Source organism: Isoptericola sp. MSGPD8_1_ISO-PGPR-S23-394 (genome assembly GCF_058072785.1).
Genome location: NZ_CM176517.1, coordinates 729,231 through 748,657, shown reverse-complemented (window position 1 = coordinate 748,657; position 19,427 = coordinate 729,231). Strand labels below are relative to the sequence as shown.

22 protein-coding genes and 1 riboswitch are annotated in these 19,427 nt (G+C 72.0%); of the genes, 12 read left to right on the top strand and 10 right to left on the bottom strand.

Features of this window, described 5'->3' with window-relative positions:
• Window positions 1-39 precede the first annotated feature (39 nt).
• Window positions 40-1,401 carry a glycoside hydrolase family 6 protein gene (locus AC3RJ8_RS03450; protein ID WP_489714549.1) on the top strand — a complete coding sequence of 454 codons (1,362 nt, stop codon included), beginning with the start codon at window positions 40-42 and terminating at the stop codon, window positions 1,399-1,401.
• A 67-nt stretch (window positions 1,402-1,468) separates the two neighbouring features.
• Here the strand turns inward: AC3RJ8_RS03450 and AC3RJ8_RS03445 are convergent, their stop codons facing one another.
• Both AC3RJ8_RS03445 and AC3RJ8_RS03440 read right to left on the bottom strand, forming a co-directional pair.
• Window positions 1,469-2,023: a dihydrofolate reductase gene (locus tag AC3RJ8_RS03445; RefSeq protein ID WP_489714548.1), complete on the bottom strand. Its 555-nt coding sequence runs from the start codon at window positions 2,021-2,023 to the stop codon at window positions 1,469-1,471.
• A complete protein-coding gene (locus tag AC3RJ8_RS03440; RefSeq protein ID WP_489714547.1) occupies window positions 2,020-2,838 on the bottom strand; it encodes a thymidylate synthase in 819 nt (272 codons plus the stop codon). The genes AC3RJ8_RS03445 and AC3RJ8_RS03440 overlap by 4 nt, the downstream gene beginning before the upstream one ends.
• A gap of 42 nt (window positions 2,839-2,880) precedes the next feature.
• Between AC3RJ8_RS03440 and AC3RJ8_RS03435 the strand changes: the two genes are divergently transcribed.
• Entirely contained in the window at window positions 2,881-3,483 is a 603-nt protein-coding gene (locus AC3RJ8_RS03435) for a hypothetical protein (protein ID WP_489714546.1), read from the top strand.
• 6 nt (window positions 3,484-3,489) lie between these two features.
• Here AC3RJ8_RS03435 and AC3RJ8_RS03430 read toward each other — a convergent pair whose 3' ends face one another.
• Complete coding sequence (locus AC3RJ8_RS03430) at window positions 3,490-3,789, bottom strand: hypothetical protein (RefSeq protein WP_489714545.1); 300 nt, start codon at window positions 3,787-3,789, stop codon at window positions 3,490-3,492.
• 122 nt (window positions 3,790-3,911) lie between these two features.
• Between AC3RJ8_RS03430 and AC3RJ8_RS03425 the strand changes: the two genes are divergently transcribed.
• From AC3RJ8_RS03425 to AC3RJ8_RS03405, 5 genes are all read left to right on the top strand, one after another.
• Window positions 3,912-4,382, top strand: coding sequence for an OsmC family protein (locus tag AC3RJ8_RS03425; protein ID WP_489714544.1), 471 nt, complete (start codon window positions 3,912-3,914; stop codon window positions 4,380-4,382).
• Window positions 4,383-4,389: 7 nt separating this feature from the next.
• The gene (locus AC3RJ8_RS03420; protein ID WP_489714543.1) at window positions 4,390-4,884 is read left to right on the top strand and encodes an SRPBCC family protein; all 495 of its coding nucleotides are present in this window, start codon (window positions 4,390-4,392) and stop codon (window positions 4,882-4,884) included.
• A 10-nt stretch (window positions 4,885-4,894) separates the two neighbouring features.
• The gene (locus AC3RJ8_RS03415; protein ID WP_489714542.1) at window positions 4,895-5,728 is read left to right on the top strand and encodes a hypothetical protein; all 834 of its coding nucleotides are present in this window, start codon (window positions 4,895-4,897) and stop codon (window positions 5,726-5,728) included.
• A gap of 10 nt (window positions 5,729-5,738) precedes the next feature.
• Window positions 5,739-7,028 carry an aspartate aminotransferase type Ic gene (locus AC3RJ8_RS03410; protein WP_489714541.1) on the top strand — a complete coding sequence of 430 codons (1,290 nt, stop codon included), beginning with the start codon at window positions 5,739-5,741 and terminating at the stop codon, window positions 7,026-7,028.
• A gap of 263 nt (window positions 7,029-7,291) precedes the next feature.
• Complete coding sequence (locus AC3RJ8_RS03405) at window positions 7,292-8,272, top strand: hypothetical protein (protein WP_489714540.1); 981 nt, start codon at window positions 7,292-7,294, stop codon at window positions 8,270-8,272.
• A 78-nt stretch (window positions 8,273-8,350) separates the two neighbouring features.
• Here AC3RJ8_RS03405 and AC3RJ8_RS03400 read toward each other — a convergent pair whose 3' ends face one another.
• From AC3RJ8_RS03400 to AC3RJ8_RS03385, 4 genes are read right to left on the bottom strand one after another with little or no spacing between them, the layout of a single operon-like run.
• Entirely contained in the window at window positions 8,351-9,136 is a 786-nt protein-coding gene (locus tag AC3RJ8_RS03400; RefSeq protein WP_489714539.1) for an amino acid ABC transporter ATP-binding protein, read from the bottom strand.
• A 28-nt stretch (window positions 9,137-9,164) separates the two neighbouring features.
• Window positions 9,165-9,812 (bottom strand): ectoine/hydroxyectoine ABC transporter permease subunit EhuD, encoded by a 648-nt coding sequence (gene ehuD / locus AC3RJ8_RS03395; RefSeq protein ID WP_489714538.1) that lies wholly within the window; start codon window positions 9,810-9,812, stop codon window positions 9,165-9,167.
• The gene (ehuC, locus tag AC3RJ8_RS03390) at window positions 9,809-10,570 is read right to left on the bottom strand and encodes an ectoine/hydroxyectoine ABC transporter permease subunit EhuC (RefSeq protein WP_489714537.1); all 762 of its coding nucleotides are present in this window, start codon (window positions 10,568-10,570) and stop codon (window positions 9,809-9,811) included. The genes ehuD and ehuC overlap by 4 nt, the downstream gene beginning before the upstream one ends.
• Window positions 10,571-10,574: 4 nt before the next feature.
• Window positions 10,575-11,537: a transporter substrate-binding domain-containing protein gene (locus tag AC3RJ8_RS03385; protein WP_489714536.1), complete on the bottom strand. Its 963-nt coding sequence runs from the start codon at window positions 11,535-11,537 to the stop codon at window positions 10,575-10,577.
• 240 nt (window positions 11,538-11,777) lie between these two features.
• Here AC3RJ8_RS03385 and AC3RJ8_RS03380 point away from each other — a divergent pair, with 240 nt between their 5' ends.
• Window positions 11,778-12,533, top strand: coding sequence for a GntR family transcriptional regulator (locus AC3RJ8_RS03380; protein WP_489714535.1), 756 nt, complete (start codon window positions 11,778-11,780; stop codon window positions 12,531-12,533).
• A 4-nt stretch (window positions 12,534-12,537) separates the two neighbouring features.
• Here the strand turns inward: AC3RJ8_RS03380 and AC3RJ8_RS03375 are convergent, their stop codons facing one another.
• Window positions 12,538-13,983, bottom strand: coding sequence for a serine hydrolase domain-containing protein (locus tag AC3RJ8_RS03375; RefSeq protein ID WP_489714534.1), 1,446 nt, complete (start codon window positions 13,981-13,983; stop codon window positions 12,538-12,540).
• Window positions 13,984-14,048: 65 nt separating this feature from the next.
• Between AC3RJ8_RS03375 and AC3RJ8_RS03370 the strand changes: the two genes are divergently transcribed.
• The 4 genes from AC3RJ8_RS03370 to AC3RJ8_RS03355 are packed head-to-tail and all read left to right on the top strand — an operon-like array spanning window position 14,049 to window position 17,256.
• Window positions 14,049-14,972 carry a hypothetical protein gene (locus tag AC3RJ8_RS03370; protein WP_489714533.1) on the top strand — a complete coding sequence of 308 codons (924 nt, stop codon included), beginning with the start codon at window positions 14,049-14,051 and terminating at the stop codon, window positions 14,970-14,972.
• Window positions 14,969-15,370 (top strand): GntR family transcriptional regulator, encoded by a 402-nt coding sequence (locus tag AC3RJ8_RS03365; protein WP_489714532.1) that lies wholly within the window; start codon window positions 14,969-14,971, stop codon window positions 15,368-15,370. The genes AC3RJ8_RS03370 and AC3RJ8_RS03365 overlap by 4 nt, the downstream gene beginning before the upstream one ends.
• Before the next feature lie 36 nt (window positions 15,371-15,406).
• A complete protein-coding gene (locus tag AC3RJ8_RS03360; protein WP_489714531.1) occupies window positions 15,407-16,435 on the top strand; it encodes an ATP-binding cassette domain-containing protein in 1,029 nt (342 codons plus the stop codon).
• A complete protein-coding gene (locus AC3RJ8_RS03355) occupies window positions 16,432-17,256 on the top strand; it encodes an ABC transporter permease (protein ID WP_489714530.1) in 825 nt (274 codons plus the stop codon). Before AC3RJ8_RS03360 ends, AC3RJ8_RS03355 begins: the two co-directional genes overlap by 4 nt.
• Window positions 17,257-17,315: 59 nt before the next feature.
• On the opposite strand, the gene AC3RJ8_RS03350 is transcribed toward AC3RJ8_RS03355, so the two are convergent.
• Both AC3RJ8_RS03350 and AC3RJ8_RS03345 read right to left on the bottom strand, forming a co-directional pair.
• Window positions 17,316-18,257 (bottom strand): universal stress protein, encoded by a 942-nt coding sequence (locus AC3RJ8_RS03350; RefSeq protein ID WP_489714529.1) that lies wholly within the window; start codon window positions 18,255-18,257, stop codon window positions 17,316-17,318.
• A 151-nt stretch (window positions 18,258-18,408) separates the two neighbouring features.
• Window positions 18,409-19,137, bottom strand: coding sequence for a C40 family peptidase (locus tag AC3RJ8_RS03345; protein WP_489714528.1), 729 nt, complete (start codon window positions 19,135-19,137; stop codon window positions 18,409-18,411).
• A 96-nt stretch (window positions 19,138-19,233) separates the two neighbouring features.
• Window positions 19,234-19,425: riboswitch (cyclic di-AMP (ydaO/yuaA leader) on the bottom strand.
• Between the last annotated feature and the right edge of the window lie 2 nt (window positions 19,426-19,427).

The following is a 19,427-nucleotide window of genomic DNA, read 5'->3' as shown; positions in this document are numbered from 1 at the left end:
TGGCCCGCGACCGACTCGACGACGATGCGGAGACCACCGATGACCCAGGGACGACGACGTACCCGCCTGACCGCGCTCACCGCGACCCTGGCCCTGCTAGGGGCCGGGACGGCCGGCGCGCTCGCCGCGACCAGCGCAGCAGCCGCCACCGGATGCACGGTCGACTACCGGGTGACCAACGAGTGGGCCGGAGGCTTCCAGGCCGACGTCACCGTCACCAACCTCGGCGACCCGGTGCCCTCGTGGGAGCTCGGGTGGACCACGGCCGCGGGGCAGGCCGTCACCCAGGCCTGGAACGCGGACGTGACCCAGTCCGGCACGTCGGCGACGGCGTCCGGCGTGAGCTGGAATGCCGACCTGGGCACCGACGCGAGCGCGAGCTTCGGCTTCATCGGCACCTGGTCGGGGTCGAACCCCGTCCCGACGGACTTCGTGCTCGCGGGCGTGCCGTGCACGGGCGACGTCGGCGGGCCGGACCCGACGCCGGACCCCACCGACGAGCCGACCGACGAGCCCACCCCCGACCCCACGGACGACCCGACCGACGAGCCCACGCCGCCGGCGTCGGAGCTCTACGTGGACGTGACGAACCAGTCGTACGAGGCGTGGGAAGCCGCGACCGGCGCCGACAAGGACCTCCTGGCCAAGATCGCGCACACGCCGCAGGCCTACTGGGTCGGCAACTGGAACGACGCCACGACGGAGCGCGAGGCGGTCGCCGACTACACCGGCCGCGCGGTGGCTGATGGCACCACGCCCCTCCTCGCCGTCTACGCCATCCCCGGCCGCGACTGCGGCAACCACTCCGGCGGCGGGGTGGAACAGAGCGAGTACGCCCAGTGGATCGACGAGGTCGCGGCCGGCATCCAGGGCAACCCGTCCATCGTCCTCGAGCCGGACGCGCTCGCCCAGCTCGGAGACTGCGACGGCCAGGGTGACCGGGTCGGCTACCTGCGGTACGCCGCCGAGCAGCTCACCGCTGCCGGCGGCCGCGTGTACATCGACGCGGGTCACTCGGGCTGGCTGAGCCCGTCCGAGGCGGCGGACCGGTTGAACCAGGTCGGGTTCGAGCACGCCGTCGGGTTCGCGCTGAACACGTCGAACTACAACACGACGGCCTCCGAGCGGGCGTACGGCGAGCAGATCTCGGCGCTGACCGGCGGGGCGCGGTTCGTCATCGACACCTCGCGCAACGGCAACGGTTCCAACGGCGAGTGGTGCAACCCGCGCGGACGGGCGCTCGGAGAGCGGCCCGCGGTCGTGACCGAGTCCGGTGGCCTGGACGCGTTGCTGTGGGTCAAGCTGCCCGGCGAGTCGGACGGAACCTGCAACGGCGGTCCGGCGGCCGGCGCCTGGTGGCAGGAGATCGCCCTCGAGATGGCGGCGAACGCCTCCTGGTGACGCCCGCTGTGGGTATGAGACCTACGGCCTCGACACGTCCAGGACCGTAGATCTCATACCCACAGCGTCAGGGGCGCCGGGGGGATCGGCGTTCGTAGGAACGGATGCGGTAGCGCAGCCCGCCCGACGACGTCGCCCACCCGGCGCCGTCGTCGGCCCGCCCGCCCTCGGACTGCCCGCTGTCGGCCCGCCACGTGGCAGGGTCGAGCACCGGCGCGAACGCGTCTCCGGCAACCTGCAGGTCGATCTCCGTGACGACGCAGCGGTCCGCGAGCGCCACCGTCTCCGCGTACACCTGTCCGCCGCCCATGACCCAGACCTCGTCGCCCCCGGCGGCGTCCCCGGCGAGATCCAGCGCGGCGGGCACCGACGACGCCACCACGGCACCGTCGTCGGACCACCCCGGCCGCCGGGTCACGACGACGTTGGTCCGGCCGGGCAGGGGGCGCACCCGAGCCGGCAGCGACTCCCAGGTGAGCCGTCCCATCACCACGGGGTGCCCCGCCGTCGTGCGCTTGAAGTGGGCGAAGTCCTCGGGAACGTGCCACGGGATCGTCCCGCCCGCGCCGATCACCGGGCGACCCTCGGCGTCGCGTGCCTGGGCCCAGATCAGCCCGATCACACCGCCACCGGAGCCTTGATGCCCGGGTGGTGCTGGTAGCCGAGCACCTCGATGTCCTCGTACTCGTAGGCGTCGATCGACTCCCGGGGTGCGAGGCGCAGCGTCGGGTACGGGTACGGGTCGCGGCCGAGCTGCGTGGTCACCTGCTCGACGTGGTTGTCGTAGACGTGGCAGTCACCGCCGGTCCAGACGAAGTCGCCGACGGCGAGACCGGTCTGCGCGGCGACCATGTGGGTCAGCAACGCGTAGGAGGCGATGTTGAACGGCACGCCGAGGAACAGGTCCGCGGAACGCTGGTAGAGCTGGCAGCTCAGCCGCCCGTCGGCCACGTAGAACTGGAACATCACGTGGCACGGCGGCAGCGCCATGGTGTCGATCTCCGCGACGTTCCACGCGGAGACGATGTGCCGCCGCGAGTCGGGGTTGCTGCGAATCTGCTCGATCACCGCGGCGATCTGGTCGACGTGGCGGCCGTCCGGCGTCGGCCACGAACGCCACTGCACGCCGTAGACGGGGCCGAGCTCGCCGTCGTCGTCGGCCCACTCGTCCCAGATGCTCACGCCGCGCTCCTGCAACCAGCGCACGTTGGAGTCGCCGCGCAGGAACCACAGGAGCTCGTAGGCGATCGACTTCAGGTGGACGCGTTTGGTCGTGATCAGCGGGAAGCCCTGCGAGAGGTCGTAGCGGAGCTGGCGGCCGAACACGCTCCGAGTGCCCGTGCCGGTGCGGTCGCCCTTGGGGGTGCCGTGCTCCAGCACCTCCCGCAGCAGGTCCTCGTACGGTGTGGGGATGCTCGGCACCGGGGCTGCACTCATGTGCGAGAGTCTACGGATCGCACGCTGACGGAAGGGGAGACCATGCCGCGACGCGCGACGCCCGGACGCGGCTTCGGCACCGGTGGGCTGGCCGGGCTGGTCTCGGTGCTGATCGTGCTGCTGGTGCTCGCGCGGATCGGGCGCCGGCTCGACACCCCGGGCGTGCTCACGGGGCTGGGCGTGGTGCTCGTCGTCGCCACGCTCGGCGTGCTCCTGTGGCTCGCGTTCGTCAGTGCCCGGGTGCGCGGCCAGGTCGCGCGCGTGGCCCCGCACCGTCCAGGGACCCCGCTGTTCGTGGGGCGCCCGACGGCGGCGCTGACGGCCGAGGCACGGCGCCTGCGGGCCGGGACGCGTGGCCTGCCACCCGACTGCCCGGACCGCGAGCACGTCGTCTACGCCGTCCTCACGGATCGCGTGGAGCTGTGGGTGCGCGGGGACGACGCGCCGCGCTGGTGGGTGACGCTGCCCGCCCCCGTCGCGACCGGGTCGGTCCGGGTGGGCTGGACGACGCTCGAGACGCTGACGATCCGGGACGCGTCGGCACACCTGGAGCTCGCCCCGACGTCGCACGCCGGACGCGCGTGGCCCTTCCGCGCCCGCCGGTCCGCCGCCGTCGAGCAGGTGCGGGCGCTGCTGCGTCGCTGACTGCGGCTACGCGGAGCCTGCCGACCGCGCGTGCTTCGGCGGATGCGGCGGGTCCACGGGTTCCTGCGGGGCGTCGTCGCCCTCGTCGGCCCGGAAGTGCGCTCCGCGTTCCACGGCCGGAGCGTGGGCGGCACGGTCGGCGGCCTCGGCCGCGGCGATGTCGGGGCCCGTCGCCCAGTCACGGTCGGGGTGCACGACGCCATGGTCCCCGTCCGCGGCGGCCGCGTCGTCGGAGCCCGCCGCGCCGGGCAGCTCGTCCGGCAGGATCTTCCCCGACCCGAAGTCGGACTTGTCCCGTGTGCTCATCCTCCGATCCAAGCACCGTCCGGCCTGCCTCGCCCGGGATGAGCCCTCCCGGGGCGAGACCGCGGCCCGCACTGTGACGGACGCCGTCGCGCCGGGACTCGTGCCGGTGCGAGGATCGACCCATGAGCGACCAGACCGACACCGAGGCGCCCGCCGCCGTCACCCCCTCCCCGACCGACCCCCTGTGGGTCGAGCGCACCGGGACCCGTACCTACCGCGGACATACCGCGCGGGGCGCCAGCGTCGAGATCGGGCCGGCCTCCGAGGGTGCCGTCTTCACGCCGGGCGAGCTGCTGAAGATCGCGCTCGCCGCCTGCGCCGGCATGTCCAGCGACACGAAGTTCTCCCGCGTGCTCGGTGACGACTACCGCGTGACCGTGCGGGTCGAGGACCCCAAGGACATGGAGGACGACAGCTACCCGGTGCTCACCGAGAAGTTCGAGATCGACCTGTCGAGCCTGGACGACAAGACGCGCGAGAAGACCCTCCTGCTCGCCCAGCGCTCGATCGACCGGGCCTGCACCGTCGGTCGCACGCTCAAGGCCGGCGCCGAGGTCCCGCCCGCGGTGTTCGTCCAGCCGGACGAGGGCTGAGGACGCCGTGACCGCGCGCGCGGCGCACCGCGTCGAGGTGTCCCGGCTGGTGCCGGTCGGCGCCGAGGCCGCGTTCGAGCGCGTCGCGGACCCCCGGAACCACCCCCGCTGGATCCCGCTGACCCGCTACGACGGTCCGACGGCGGCACCCGCCCCGGGCGAGGCGTTCACCATGGTCAGCGGGCCCGGGGCACTGCGGGGCGGCCGCGGGTTCGTCGACCGGATGACCGTCCTGGAGCACGCGCCGCCGTCGACGGCGCGGGCGACCGTCGGTCGCAGCGTGCTGCGCAAGGACGGGCCCGCGCTGATCGGGACGGCGGGGCTCGACGTCGTCCCCATCGACGGGCACCGGGCGCGCGTCGTGTGGTGGGAGGAGACGCACCTCGCCGGACCGTTGCCACGACGACTCAACGAGGCCGCCGTCGGGGTGTTCCTGCGCGGCATGCTGGCGCTCGCCCTGTGGCGGTTCGGCCGTGAGGTCACCAGAGGCGGTCGCGGGTAGAGTCCCGGACGTGAGCACGTCGGACGTTTCACCACCGGGCGGCGGCGAGGTCGAGAGCTGGACCCGCTACCGCCCCACTCCCCTGCTCGACTCCCTGCTCGACAAGGCCGTGACGATCCCGTCCGCCGCGATCCACAAGCACGTCGACTCGGTCCGGCGCCGCAACCCGGAGGCGGACCCCGCCCGCGTCATCCGCATCCTGGAGCGCGAGTACCTCACCGTGGTGTCCACCACCGGGGGCGCCGTGGGCGCCGCGGCCGCCGCGCCCGCGATCGGCACGACGGCAGCCGCCGTGCTCACCTCGAGCGACATCGCGACGTTCTTCGCGACGTCGGCGGCGTTCTCCCTCGCGGTCGCCGACGTGCACGGCATCCCCATCGACAACGTCGCCCGGCGCCGGGCCCTGCTGCTGGCGAGCGTGCTCGGCGAGGCCGGCGCCCGCGACGTCCAGCGCGCCACCGAGGGGTCCCAGCTCGCCTGGGGCAAGGTGCTGCTGACCTCCATGCCGCAGACCGCGATCAAGCGTGTGAACAACGTGCTGACGCACCGGTTCCTCAAGCGCCAGATCGCCAAGCAGGGCACGCTGGCGCTCGGTCGGATGATCCCGTTCGGGGTGGGCGCCGTCGTCGGGTTCGCCGGTGGGCGCGCCCTGGGGCACGGGGTGGTGTCACAGTCCCGCTCGGCGTTCGGGGTGCCCCCGGACCACTTTCCCCGGGTGATCGAGAACGAGAGCCCGGCTCTCGAGGAGGGTGGCGGCGAGGCCCGTCGGACTGTGCGGTTCCGCCGATTCCGTCGGCGAGGTTCGGCCATCTCCGACGACGACGGCGCGCAGCCGGGCGCGTAGTCTCGTGCGCGTGAGCATCTCACCCGACCAAGCAACCGCCGTCGACCCCGCGCTCGCCGCCCGCCTGCCGGAGCTGCGCGAGCAGTACGCCGCCCTGCAGGCTCGCGGGCTGAGTCTCGACCTCACCCGCGGCAAGCCCTCGGCCGAGCAGCTCGACCTGTCCGAGGGGCTGCTGTCGCTGCCCGGCGAGGGCAACCACACCTCCGCGTCCGGCACGGACGTGCGCAACTACGGCGGTCTCGCGGGCCTGCCGGAGCTGCGCGAGATCTTCGCCGAGCTGCTCGGCGTGCCGACCGACCAGCTCCTGGCCCAGGACAACGCGTCCCTGCGCCTCATGTACGACTGCATGGTGCAGGCGATCCTGTTCGGCGTGCCCGGCGGCGACGGACCGTGGTCCGCGCACGACGGGCCGGTGACGTTCGTCTGCCCGGTCCCCGGGTACGACCGGCACTTCGCGATCTGCGAGGAGCTCGGCATCCGCATGGTGACCGTCCCCATGACGCCGGCCGGCCCCGACGCGGAGGCCGTGGCCGAGCTTGTGGCCGACGACCCGTCGGTCAAGGGGCTCTGGGCCGTGCCCACGTACGCCAACCCGGACGGTTCGGTGGTCTCCGAGGCCGTCGCGCGGCGTCTGGTCTCGATGCCGACGGCCGCCCCGGACTTCCGCATCTTCTGGGACAACGCCTACGCCGTCCACCACCTGACCGAGCACGAGACGAAGACGGCGAACGCGATCGAGCTCGCCGCCGAGGCCGGGAACCCCGACCGGGTCCTGATGTTCGCCTCGACGTCCAAGGTGACGTTCGCCGGTGCGGGCGTGTCGTTCCTCGCGTCCTCGCCGGCCAACATCGCGTGGTTCTCGGAGCACCTGGCGTTCCGGTCGATCGGCCCGGACAAGGTGAACCAGCTCCGGCACGCGCAGTTCTTCGGTGACGCGGACGGCGTGCGGGCCCACATGGCGAAGCACCGCGAGATCCTCGCGCCGAAGTTCGCCGCCGTCGTCTCGATCCTGTCCGAGCGGCTCGCGAACACCGGCGTCGCCACCTGGACCGACCCGGACGGCGGGTACTTCGTCTCCGTCGACGTGGTGCCCGGGACGGCGTCGCGCGTGGTGGAGCTCGCCGGCGAGGCCGGGATCAAGCTGACCCCCGCCGGCGCGACGTTCCCGTACGGGCATGACCCGCACGACCGCAACATCCGGCTCGCACCGTCGATGCCGCCGCTGGACGAGGTGCAGGTGGCGATGGACGGCGTCGCGACGTGCATCCTGCTCGCCGCCGCGGAGACCGCCTCCGCCTGACCCTCCGCCCCCCTCTCGCTGTGGGTGCACGACACGCCCTCCTTCCGGAGGGGCGACCGGCGTGTCGTGCACCCACAGCGCATGGGGGGAGGCAGGGAGCGCCTGAGACGTTCGGCACGACACGAAAACTCCGCAGCGTCTGTCGGGGTGCTGCACATCGGTCGGCCTAGGCTCGGGGCACGCCCGCCGCCGACGCCGCAGCACGCCACGGCACCTGAGCGCCGGGTGATGCGGGCGCTCCACCGCTGCACCCTGGAGGCCCCGTGCCGGCGACCACCGCTCCCCCGACCGACGACCGCGCCGACGACCGCGCGACGACCCCGTCGACGCGCCTGTCCGGCACCCAGATCCTCGCCAGCGGTCTCGCCGCCGTCAGCACCACGGTGCTGCTCTCGTTCTTCGGCGTCGCCGGCACCATCATCGGCGCCGGCCTGGCGAGCGTCCTCACCGTCGTGGCGAACTTCCTCTACACCCGCTCGATCGAGAAGACGCACGCGCAGTTCAGGCCGGTGGTCGGTCAGATCGTGCGTCCCCGGCCAGGGTCCAGCGCGGTGGCCACCGGGTCCACCGCTGTGTCCGTCACGTCCGCCGGTACCGTCGTCGAGCCAGACGACGCCGACGGCGGCACCGCGGTGGCGCTCGACGTCGACGGCGCAGAGGCTGCCGCCCCGGGCAACGCCTGGCTGCGACTGATCGACCGGCACGGCAAGGTCCGTGTGCTCACCGCCTCGGCCGCCGTGGTGTTCGTCGCCGTCATGGGCGTCGTGGTCGCCGTGGAGCTGATGATCGGCAAGCCGCTCGCCGACGCTGTCCAGGGCACCGAGGGATCCGGGACGAGCATCAGCCGGACGGCCGGAGACGACGCCAGCTCGTCGTCGTCGCGGGCGGGGAGCGGCGAGGACCGCGAGACACCGGCGGACCAGCGGCCGGCAGGCAGCACGACCGAGGACTCCACGTCGCCGGAGGACTCCGGCGAGGAGCCGACCGAGCCCACGCAGGAGCCCACGACCGAGGACGGTACCGGCACCACGGATCCGACGGGACCGGCGGAACCGGAGGACTCCGGCGAGGAGCCGACCGGCGGGTCCACCGTCGAGGAGTCGACCGGCGGGTCCACGGACGAGGAGACCACCGGCGGCTCCACCGGTGACGAGACGACCGGCGGGTCCGGCACCGACACGCCCTCGTCGGGAACGTCGGACCAGGAGTCGAGCACCTCCACGGACGGCGCCACCACGGGCTGAAAGGCCACCGGCCGAGAACGACGGCGGCCCGCACCGTCCGGTGGAGGGACGGCACGGGCCGGGGCAGGCGGGTCCTGTTCAGCCGAGGACGGCCTTGAGGAACGCCTGTGTCCGCTCGTGCGACGGGTTGGTGAACATCGTCTCGGGGTCGGCCTCCTCGACGATCTGCCCCTTGTCGAACATGAGCACGCGGTCCGACACCTCGCGGGCGAACTGCATCTCGTGCGTGACCAGCAGCATCGTGATGTCCGTGGTGTCCGCGATCTCGCGGAGCACGTCGAGCACGTCGGCCACGATCTCGGGGTCGAGCGCCGACGTGACCTCGTCGAGCAGCAGGATCTCGGGATCCATCGCCAGCGCCCGGGCGATCGCCACCCGCTGCTGCTGACCGCCCGAGAGCTCGTTCGTCTTGAAGTCTCGCTTCTCCGTCATCCCGACCTTCTCGAGCAGCCGCTCGGCGTCGGAGACGGCCTCGTCCTTCGACTTGCGCAGGACGTGGACGGGCGACTCGATGATGTTCTCGAGCACGGACATGTTCGGGAACAGGTTGAACTGCTGGAAGACCATCCCCACGCGGTTGCGCACCACGCGGCGGCGCTTCTCGGAGACGGGGACCCACTTGTCACCCTTGTACTCGTGGGTGTAAGGGTCGCCGTCGATGAGGATGAGGCCGCCGCTGAGCTCCTCGAGCGTCATGAGCAGGCGCAGGATCGTCGTCTTGCCCGAACCGGACGGACCGATGAGCGTGATCCGCTGGCCCTGCGGCACGGAGAAGTTCAGCTTGTCCAGGACGGTGTTGTCACCGAACCGCTTGACGACGTCCTGGAACTCGATGGCGGGCACGTCGCCCGAGGCAGTGGTCATGGTCTGGCTTCCTGTGGGACGAGTCGAGTCAGGCAAGGCGGATCTCCATCCTGCGCACCAGCAGCGAGGTCGGGTAGCTCACCGCGAGGAAGAGCAGGCCCACCATCGTCAAGGCCTCGACGTACGAGAACGTGTTGGCGCCGTAACTCTGCGCCTCGGTGTACATCTCGACGATGCCGATCGCGAAGAGGAACGGTGTCTCCTTGAACATCGAGATCGCGTAGTTGCCCAGGCCCGGCAGGGTGTTGCGGATCGCCTGCGGCAGGATCACCGCGCGCCAGGTGCGGCCCGGTGCCATGTTGAGGGCTGTGGCCGCCTCCCACTGGCCCTTCGGCACCGCCTCGATGCCCGCCCGGTAGACCTCGGACATGTACGTCGCGTAGTGAATGCCCAGCACGCTGAATCCGATGAACAGGACAGGCACCCATGGCGGCGAGAGCAGGTAGACAAAGACCAGCTGCACCAGGAGGGGCGTCATCCTGATGAAGTCGGTGACGAACCGCAGCGGCATCGTCACCCAGCGGGTCGGGGTCCGCATCGCCAGCGCGATGAAGAGACCGAGGATCGAGGCGATCACCATGCCGACGACGGTGGCCTCGATCGTGATGACGAGGCCCTCGAGGAGTCGAGGGAGGACCTCCCAGGCCTTCTCCCAGTCCCAGATGCCGTCATTCATTCGGGACCTCCTGCCTGCGGCGCCATCTGCGTGTTCGCGAGCCTCGTGTTGACGGTCGGCTTGATGCCGAAGGTCTCACGCAGCGTCGGCTTCGTGCCGCGGCCCAAGCGTCGCTTGGCGCGTTCCTCGAGCAGGTTCATCCCCCAGGTCAACAGATAGGCGATGACGAAGTAGACGATGAGCCCGGCGCCATAGCTGAAGATCGTGTCGTTCGTGGCCTTGCGCAGTTCGACCGTCCAAAAGTTCAGGTCGTGCAAGGTGATGTAGTACGCCAGCGCCGATCCCTTGATGAGCTGGATCAGCAGGTTCGCCAGCATCGGGATCATCAGTGCCCACGCCTGCGGGAAGATCACCCGCCGCACCTTGTGGAACCACGTCATGTTCAGTGCGGTGGCGGCTTCCCACTGCCCCTTCGGCACGGACGCGATGGAGCCACGGACGACCTCGGACGCGTAAGCCCCGTAGTTGAGCCCCAGCGCGACAATGGCGACGGCGAGAGCCTCCATCTTGAAGCCGAACTGCGGCAGCACGTAGAAGATCCAGAAGATCTGGACGACCAGCGAGGTCCCCCGGAAGAACTCCACGATGACGCGGGACGGCCCGCGCACCCAGAGGGACTGGGTGCGCGAGCCGAATCCGAGTACCACGGCGACGACCATGGCGAGGGCGGCCCCGCCGAGCGTCATCTCCAAGGTGACGAGGACACTGGTTCCGAGGTCAGGAAGCCTGTCGATCAGTGCCTGGATGTCATCGGACATGCGTTCAGTAGTCCATACCCAGCTCGTCCGCGAGGTCGGACAGGTCCTGCTCCGGGTCGCACAGCTGGTCAGCCGTCAGGCCCTCGGGCGGGAACTCGGTGGCGCTGAAGCCGAAGGGCTCCATGACCTCGAGCCACGCGGCCTCGTCGCCGAGGTAGGTGGCAAGCTCCTCGTTGTAGGCCTCAAGGAGCTCGGTGTCGTCCTGGCGGAAGACCTCGGCGCCGGCGCCGATCTGCGGCTCACCGTTGATCGTGGCGACGAACGCCTCGGTAGCCTCCACAGCCTCGTCGGTCTCCTCAGCCAGCGCACGCAGCGAGATGCCGGTCAGGGCGTACGCGTCGGCACGACCGGTCGTGACGGCGTCCAGGCCGGCCTGACGGTCCGGGACCTCCATGCCGTCCACGTCGGTGTCCTCGACGTAGCCAGCCTCGATAGCGCCCTGCGTCACGGCGACCGTGACGTCGCCGCCCTCGACCGACTGCCAGTCGGTCAGACCCTTCGGGTTGCCCTCAGGCACCAGGAAGGCGGTGGTGTACATGATGGTCGGGTCGGCAAACGCGGCCTGCTCACAACGCTCCGGCAGGATCGACATGCCGGCGCTGACGGCGTCGAACCGGTCGGCCTGGACACCCGGGATGAGGGCGTTCCACTCGACCTGGGTGCCCTCGACCGTGTCAATGCCGAGCTCACCGTAGATCTGGCGACCCAGCTCGATGGTGGCGCCCGTGAGCTCGCCGTCCTCCTCGTAGCTGTAGGGCACCTCGCCGAAGAAGCCGACGTTGATGCTGCCGGCGTCCTGCAGCTCGGCCAGGTGCGACATGCTCTCGCCGTCGCCGTCGCCGCCGTCCGAGCCGCCGTCCGAGCCGCCGTCGTCGACGCTCGAGCACGCGGCCAGCGCGGTCAGAGCAAGAACTGAGCCGGCCGCGGCCAGTGCGCGGCGGCGATGCGTGGTCCTGGTGGACTGCACGGTGGTCTCCTTCCGTCGCCCCGACGCGAGCGCTGCGGGGCTGGATGTGCGGACGATCCGTTACGGTAGCCGCGTTCCGGACGATCCGACAATGGGCGTGTCCCCTCGTCTGATTGTCCTACAATCTTGAGATCGGCGCGAACAAGCGGTTGAGCACGGCAGAATTCACCCCGCGACACACGCCGGCAACATCGCGCGATCCGTGATCGTTGTCGTGTCGTGACCTCGGAAGGAGCCTGGATGCCCTCGTCCCGCCGCGCTGCGCCCGGCGCAGCGCCCACGCTGTCGCCCGTGACGCGACCCTCGACCGTGGACCTCATCACCGCCGAGCTGCGCAACGCGATCTACTCCGGGGCGCTGCGCGTCGGTACCCCGATCCGCGAGGTCGTGATGGCCGGTCAGCTCGGGGTGAGCCGCGGACCGTTCCGCGAGGCGGCACAGCGCCTCGTCTCTGAGGGTCTCGTCGTCGCCACGCCGGGGCGCGGGCTCTCGGTACGGACGATCGGGAAGGACCGGATCCGACCGCTCTACGACGCCCGCACGGTGGTCGAGACGTCGGCCGCACGCCTCGCCGTCGCGCACGCGACCGACGAGCAGGTCGCATCCGTCCGCGCCGCGCACGATGCGCTCGCCGTCGCGGACGCGACGCACGACGCCCTCCAGGTGGGTGCCGCCGACCTCAACGTGCACTGGGCCCTCGTCGCCGCGAGCGGCAACCCGTGGCTGCTGCGCTGGATGACCACGCTCATCGTGGAGGTGCGCATCGCCAGCTTCACGGTCAGCGAGGAGTACGTGGTCCGCAAGGACGCGGCCGAGTCGCACGCGCCGCTGGTCGAACGGCTCGAGGCACGTGACGCCGACGGCCTTGACGCGGCCATCCGCGCGAACCTCGACGACGCCGTCACCCGCCTGCTGACCCCGGAGGCCGCCGGCGTGGAGACGCTCGAGGAGCCGCGCCCGCTCCCGGCTCCCCGCCTGGACCCGATCGACCTGTAGGACGTCAGCTCGCGAGCCGCGCCCCCTGAGCACGCCGCTCGCGCTCGTAGTCGACCGCCCGCCACGACGTCATCCCGCCGACGACGACGGCGACCGGTTCGTCGGCGGCGTCACGCAGCATCTCGACCGGCTCGCCGACCGGGCCGAACCCGTCGTGGACCTCGGGCCGCAGCACCGCCCCGTCCACCGTGAGCCGCTCGGCGCCGACGAACGGGTCGGCCTGGCGCGGGTCGATCAGCCACAGCCGGCCCCCCAGCCGTGCCACGTCGACCATGCCCCACAGGTTCGCGAACCGGCCGGTCCACCGGTCGAGGCCGGCGTGGTCGACGCCGGCCGTCCCGCCGTCGTCGGACAGCGCCGTGCTGACCAGGGCGAACAGGCCGGAGGCGATCTGGTCGGCAGGACCGTCGACGGCGTTGGTCAGGACGGCGACGGCGATGCGGCGCCGCGGGTCGAACCACGTGCGGGTGATCTGCCCGGGGAAGCCGCCCGAGTGCCCGACGACCCGGTGCCCGGCGATCTCGCGAGCCTCGAAGCCGAGGCCGTACTCGCGGCGCGGAGCGCCCGGCCGCTCCACGACGGACTCCGCGCGCTGCAGCAGTCGTCGCATCGTCGGGCCGAGCAGTCCGGATCCCTCTCCGTGCGCCGCCGCCCACCGCACCAGGTCGCGGGCGGTGGAGCAGAAGCCCGTGGCCGCGGCGAGCGCACCGGTGCTGACGGCCGCGACGGGCAGCCTCCCGTCGGCGAAGCGCGCGGGCAGGCCCGGCTCGGCGAGGGTCGGCGCGGAGTGCCCGACGACGGCGCGGCGCTCCAGGCTCTCCTCGAGCTCCGGGTGCGTGTCCCTCAGGCCGAGCGGGTCGAGCAGGTCGCTGCGGACGTGCTCGGCGTACGGGGTGCCGGTGACGGCCTCCACGGCGAGGCCGAGCAGCCCGTAGGCGAGGTTCGAGTACTTGAACGCCTCCCCCCGCGCGAGCACGTCGCCACCGGTGAGCACCTCGTCGAGCAGGCGGGCGCGGTCAGGGAAGGGCGCGCCGAGCTGCCAGAAGTCGGCGTCCCGGCCGTCGCGGCGGACCCCGCCGGTGTGCCCGAGCGCCTCGCGGACCGTGACTTCGCCGACAGGGGCGCCGTCGAGCTCGGGCACGAACGACCCCAGCGGGTCGTCGAGCCGCATCTCCCCCCGCTCCACGAGTCGCGCGACGGCCGTCGCGGTGAACGTCTTGGAGTGCGAGGCGACCCGGAAGAGGTGGTCCGGGCGCAGCGGGCTGCCGGACGTGAGGTCGGTGACGCCCCACGCGCCATCCAGGACCACCTCGTCGTCGACGAGCACGGCGTACTGCACGCCGGGGACCCGGGAGAGGGCGGCACGGGTCGTGACCCAGTCGCCGAGGTAGGAGGTGTTCAGGTCCGTGGTCGGGCGCCCGAGGGCGCGCTCGGGGGCACCGGCGGTCATGGTCGTCACCCTAGCCGCGCACACCATGGTTGAATGAACCAACTTATTGACTCAAAGGAGCGGTCGTGTCCAGCATCTTCCTGACGGTCGTCGTGGGCGTCCCCGTGGTCGCCGCCGCCCTGGTCCTGTGGCTCGCCGGCCGTCGCACGCCCGACGACGGCGCGGCGACCCGCCGGGCGCGGCGCCACGACTCCCTCATCACCCTCGTCGCGACGCTGGCGGCCGCGGCCACCGCCGTCGTCGCGCTCGGCCTGCCCCTGGCACCGGACGGCCTGCCGGCCCCCACCGCGCCGGGGGCCGTGCAGGCCGTCGCCCCCTTCGCCGTCGCCGTCGTGCACTGCCTGGTCCGCGTCGCCGGCGAGCTGACCTGGCCCCGCCCGAGCGGCACCGTGCGGCACGCGTCGCTCGCGCGGCGGACCGTGCGCCGGACGGGCGGGGGCTCGCTGACCCACCTCACGGTGACGTCCGCGGTCCTCACCGGCACCCTGCTCGTCACCGGGGTCACGGCCGCTCCCGACGGCCGCTCGATCGCCAGGCACCCCGTCACGCTGCCCGACGGCGGCCTCCTCACCGGAAGCAGCGGCCCCTACCCCGGCTGGCCGTACGCCGTGCCGATGCTCGCCGGGCTCGCCGCGGCGCTGCTGGCGACCTTCGCCACGCTGCGCGTCGTCGCCCGCCGGGCGCCGCTGACGAGCCTCGACCGTCGGCAGGACGACGCGCTGCGCCGGACGTCGGCGGCCCGTGTCCTCGCCATGACCCACGTCTGCGTCGGCGCCGCGACCACGCTGACCCTGCTCGTGGTCGCGCTGGCGGTCCGCAACGCCGCGACCTACGAGGACGCGACCAGGTCCTCCTCCGACCCCGCGATGCTCGTCGTCGCCGCCGTGGCGGGAACGCTCGCCGTCGCCGTCGCCGTCGGCACCGCCGTGGCGGTCGGCCGCAGCGGTGCGGTCGGCGGCGGAGGCATCAGCGCACCGGACCGGCCATGACCGACGTCAGCGTCGACCTGCGCTCCCCCACCCCGGTCTACGAGCAGATCCGCCGCCAGGTCGCCGGGCTCGTCGCCGTGGGCGTGCTGGGTCCCGGCGAGCGGCTGCCGACCTCGCGCGACCTCGCCCGGGACCTCGGGATCGCCGTCGGGACCGTCCAACGGGCGTACCGCGAGCTCGAGGCCGCCGGCGTCGTGACGTCCCGGCGCCGGGTCGGCACGGTCGTCGCGGCCGTCGCGGCCGGCCGCCCGGGCGCGGCGGCGGTCGCCGAGCTGCGGGCGGCGGTGCGCCGGGCTCGAGCGAGCGGGCTCGGCGACGCGGCGGTCCTCGACGTCGTGCACGGCGAGCTGCGCACCGTGCGGCCGACCGATGAAAAGGCTGTCGGAGGCGGGTCCTAGGTTCTACGTTGGGAACAACCACCTGAGGAGCTCACCATGACCGACCACGCGGGCGGGTCGCCGTCTCTCGCCGTCGAGGCGACCGGCCTCGTCAAGCACTTCACCTCCGGCAAGAAGACGACCAAGGCCGTGGACGGCGTCGACCTCTCGATCCCCACGGGCAGCGTGTTCGGTCTGCTCGGTCCCAACGGTGCCGGCAAGACGACGGTCGTGCGCATGCTCGCCACGCTGCTGCGCCCGGACGGCGGCACCGCCCGCGTGCTCGGCCACGACGTCGCGCACGACGCCGACGCCGTCCGCGCCGCCGTCGGCCTCACCGGCCAGTACGCCTCCGTCGACGAGGACCTGACCGGCACCGAGAACCTCCTGATGCTCGCCCGGCTGTACGGGTTCCGCGGCCGCGCGGCGACCGAACGGGTGGCGAACCTGCTCGAGGCCTTCAGCCTCACCGACGCCGGCCCGCGGCAGGTCAAGACCTACTCCGGCGGCATGCGGCGCCGCATCGACCTCGCCGCCTCGCTCGTGCTCTCCCCCCGGGTGCTGTTCCTCGACGAGCCGACCACCGGCCTCGACCCCCGGTCGCGCAACCAGGTGTGGGACATCGTGCGCGTCCTCGTCGACGACGGGGCGACCGTCCTGCTCACCACGCAGTACCTCGAGGAGGCCGACCAGCTCGCCGACCGGATCGGTGTCATCGACCACGGCCAGCTCATCGCGGAGGGCACGTCCACCGAGCTCAAGCGGTCCGTCGGCCAGGGCGCGGTGGACCTCCGCCTCGCGGACGCCTCGCAGCGCGCCGCGGCGGCCACCGTCCTGCAGCGGGTGCTCGGGACCGAGCCGACACTGCCCACCGATCCCTACGCGCTGAGTGCCCGGGTGCCCGACGACGGCGCCCACCTCGTGGCACAGGTCCTGCCCGCGCTGGGCGAGGCCGGGATCGCCGTGCCCGAGTTCTCGCTCGGCCAGCCGAGCCTCGACGAGGTGTTCCTGACCCTCACCGGCGCACCGTTGCCGGCGGACGAGACGAGCGACGGCACCGCCGTCGAGGAGGAGGTGGCCCGATGAGCGCCGTCGACATCAGCACGACCTCCCTGCGCGAGGCCGTGGCGCTGGACGAACGGCCGGCGCGGCCCTCCGCGGTCGCCACCTCGCTGACCTTCGGCTGGCGGGCACTGCTCAAGATCAAGCACGTGCCGGAGCAGCTCTTCGACGTGCTCGTCTCGCCGGTCATCTTCACCCTGATGTTCACGTACCTGTTCGGCGGGGCGATCGCAGGCTCCACGGATGCCTACATCCAGTTCCTGCTGCCCGGCATCCTGGTGCAGACGATCATCATCGTGACCGTGTACACGGGCTACACCCTCAACACCGACATCACCAAGGGGGTGTTCGACAGGTTCCGGTCGCTGCCGATCTGGCGCCCCGCCCCGATCGTGGGCGCGCTGCTGGGCGACACCGTCCGGTACACGATCGCGTCGATCATGTGCATCGGGCTGGGCCTGCTCATCGGGTTCCGGCCGGACGGCGGCGTGCTCGGGGTGGTCGCGGGGGTCGCGCTGCTCCTGGTGTTCGCCTTCGCGCTCAGCTGGATCTTCACCATCCTCGGCCTGCTGCTGCGCACCCCGAACGCCGTGATGGGGGTGTCGATGATGGTGCTCATGCCGCTGACGTTCGCGTCGAACATCTTCGTGGACCCCTCCACCATGCCGTCCGGGCTGCAGACCTTCGTGGACCTGAACCCGGTGTCGCACCTCGTCACGGCGGTGCGGGGTCTCATGGCGGGCACCGCGGACCTGGGTGAGGTCACCACGGTACTGATCTCCGCCGTCGTCATGACCGCGGTGTTCGCGCCGATCACGATGTACCTCTACCGCAACCGCCACTGACCCGTTCCCCGCCCCGCCGCCTCGCGGCGGGGCGGGGCCGGGCGGGTCGTGTGGGGAGGTCAGGCGGCAGGGTCGGCCTGCATCTCCTCGTCGCACTTGCGGGTGACCACCAGCACGGGGCACTGCGAGTGGTGCAGCACGGCCTGGCTGGTCGACCCGAGCAGCAGCCCGCGGAAACCGCCACGGCCCCGTGAGCCGACGACGACGAGATCCGCGGCGGAGGAGAACTCGGTGAGCAGCTCGGCACCGGACCCGTCCAGCACGTGCCGCTTGATCGTGATGTCCGGATGCTCGGCCTCGACCTGGTCCACGATGACGTCCAGCCCGGCCTTGACGTCGGCCAGCACCTGCTCGTGGTCGATCTGGGACGGCAACCAGGCGAGCACCCCGGCACCCGAGCCGAGCGGGACGCCGGCGACGGCGACCAGCTCGGCGCCCCAGGACTCCGCCTGCTCGACGGCGTGCCGCAGGGCGACCTCAGACGTCGGCGAGCCGTCCACACCGACGACGATCCGCCGGACCTCGTGCACGACGTCACCGTCGCGACGCTCCGGGTTCTCCGCTCCCTCACGGTGCGGGACCACGACGGTCGGACAGTGGGCGTGCGCGGGCAGCGCGGAGGAGACGGTACCGAGCAGCCGCTCCGCGAAACCTCCGCGTCCGCGCGTGCCGACGACGGCGAGGCAGTGGTCGCTCGACATCTCGACGAGCACACCGGCCGCGTCTCCCGTGGCGACGGTCCCTTCCACGGGGATGCCCAGCCCCTCGACGCGCGCCTGCGCCTCGGCGAGGACCGCCTTCGCCCCCTCGGCGATGGCCGTGTCGTCGAGAGCCGCGTACCCGCCGTCGAGCGATGCCGCTGTGAACGACGGCAGCGAATAGCTGCACACGATGTGCAGCCCCCATCCGACCCGCTGGGCGTACGTCGCCGCCCAGTCCAGGGCGTGCAGGCTCGCGGTGGAACCGTCGACGCCCACCAGGACGACCTCAGGACGTGTCATGTCGCGCCTCCCGTCATGCCCGGACCTCGACGTCCGGAACAACTGTGGTTCAAGCGTAACGAAAGACGGCCGCAAGGTGTAGCAAAGGACAGCACGACGCCCCGACCTTCACGGGGAACGTCGGGGCGTCGTGGATGCTGGGGCGGTCAGGTCAGCCGGTCACCCGCAGGTAGGTGGGGCTGGACTGCCAGATGCCGGACTGTCGCACGACCCAGCCACCGGGACGCGTCGCCTCGATCTGCTGGCCGTTGCCGATGTAGATCGAGATGTGTCCGGGCGACCAGATGAGGTCACCGGCACGAGCCTCCGACGCGGAGATGACGGTGGTGTTCGACGCGCTGCGGATCGCGCTGGAGGAGTGCGGCAGCGACACGCCGAGCTGGTTGTAGACGTAGGTCACGAGCCCGGAGCAGTCGAAGCCGGACGGCGACGCGCCACCCACGACGTACTTGACGCCGATGTAGCGGGCGGCGATCGAGACGGCCGAGGAGCCGCTCGCGCTCGCGGCGGGTGCCGCCGTGGACTCGGTGCTGGACGACTCGGTGCTCGACTCGGTGCTCGACTCGCTGGTGGACTCCACCGCGGTCCGCTCGGCCGAACGCGACGGCGCGACCTCACGCACCGGCTCCGGCTCGGGCTCCGGCGCCGCCTTGATCTCGGCACGCGCAGCGATCTTCGGCGTGACCTTCTCCACCGAGACCTTCGCCTCGGAGTCCACGGTCACGACCGGAGCCGCCTCCAGCGCCGAACGCGCCTGATCCGTCAGAGCACCCAGATCGACCGTGCTCAGCTTCTTCGCCGCGTCGCTGTCGACCGGAGCGGCGTGCGCCGCAGAAGCCCCACCGATCGTCGAGACCAGCAGACCACCAGCAGTGGCCACCACAGCAGCCCGACGACCGGCCGCCGCGGACGGCGCAGCCAACATCGGACGCCGCGCAGCGCGGTGCTTGCCGCGCGTCCTGGTAGATGCGTTCACGTCTTCCCTCTCCTGTCGCCTACGAGGTCAGCTGTCGGGTTCGGGTGGGAGAAATCACCCGGCCCCACAGAACCAGAGGTCCCGTGCGGCTTCACCCCAAGGACACCGTCACCGATGCCCACAAATGGGTCCCCCGCTCCTGCCGGCGGTCTTGGTTCCCCGACCGGTGGCAGGACTCGGCGTCCGGTCAGGAT

Coding starts and splice junctions, on each gene's coding strand:
- AC3RJ8_RS03450 (WP_489714549.1), top strand. CDS start 40: ATGACCCAGGGACGACGACGTACCCGCCTGACCGCGCTCACCGCGACC.
- AC3RJ8_RS03440 (WP_489714547.1), bottom strand. CDS start 2,838: ATGAGTGCAGCCCCGGTGCCGAGCATCCCCACACCGTACGAGGACCTG.
- AC3RJ8_RS03435 (WP_489714546.1), top strand. CDS start 2,881: ATGCCGCGACGCGCGACGCCCGGACGCGGCTTCGGCACCGGTGGGCTG.
- AC3RJ8_RS03430 (WP_489714545.1), bottom strand. CDS start 3,789: ATGAGCACACGGGACAAGTCCGACTTCGGGTCGGGGAAGATCCTGCCG.
- AC3RJ8_RS03425 (WP_489714544.1), top strand. CDS start 3,912: ATGAGCGACCAGACCGACACCGAGGCGCCCGCCGCCGTCACCCCCTCC.
- AC3RJ8_RS03400 (WP_489714539.1), bottom strand. CDS start 9,136: ATGACCACTGCCTCGGGCGACGTGCCCGCCATCGAGTTCCAGGACGTC.
- ehuD (WP_489714538.1), bottom strand. CDS start 9,812: ATGAATGACGGCATCTGGGACTGGGAGAAGGCCTGGGAGGTCCTCCCT.
- ehuC (WP_489714537.1), bottom strand. CDS start 10,570: ATGTCCGATGACATCCAGGCACTGATCGACAGGCTTCCTGACCTCGGA.
- AC3RJ8_RS03380 (WP_489714535.1), top strand. CDS start 11,778: ATGCCCTCGTCCCGCCGCGCTGCGCCCGGCGCAGCGCCCACGCTGTCG.
- AC3RJ8_RS03375 (WP_489714534.1), bottom strand. CDS start 13,983: ATGACCGCCGGTGCCCCCGAGCGCGCCCTCGGGCGCCCGACCACGGAC.
- AC3RJ8_RS03365 (WP_489714532.1), top strand. CDS start 14,969: ATGACCGACGTCAGCGTCGACCTGCGCTCCCCCACCCCGGTCTACGAG.
- AC3RJ8_RS03360 (WP_489714531.1), top strand. CDS start 15,407: ATGACCGACCACGCGGGCGGGTCGCCGTCTCTCGCCGTCGAGGCGACC.
- AC3RJ8_RS03355 (WP_489714530.1), top strand. CDS start 16,432: ATGAGCGCCGTCGACATCAGCACGACCTCCCTGCGCGAGGCCGTGGCG.
- AC3RJ8_RS03350 (WP_489714529.1), bottom strand. CDS start 18,257: ATGACACGTCCTGAGGTCGTCCTGGTGGGCGTCGACGGTTCCACCGCG.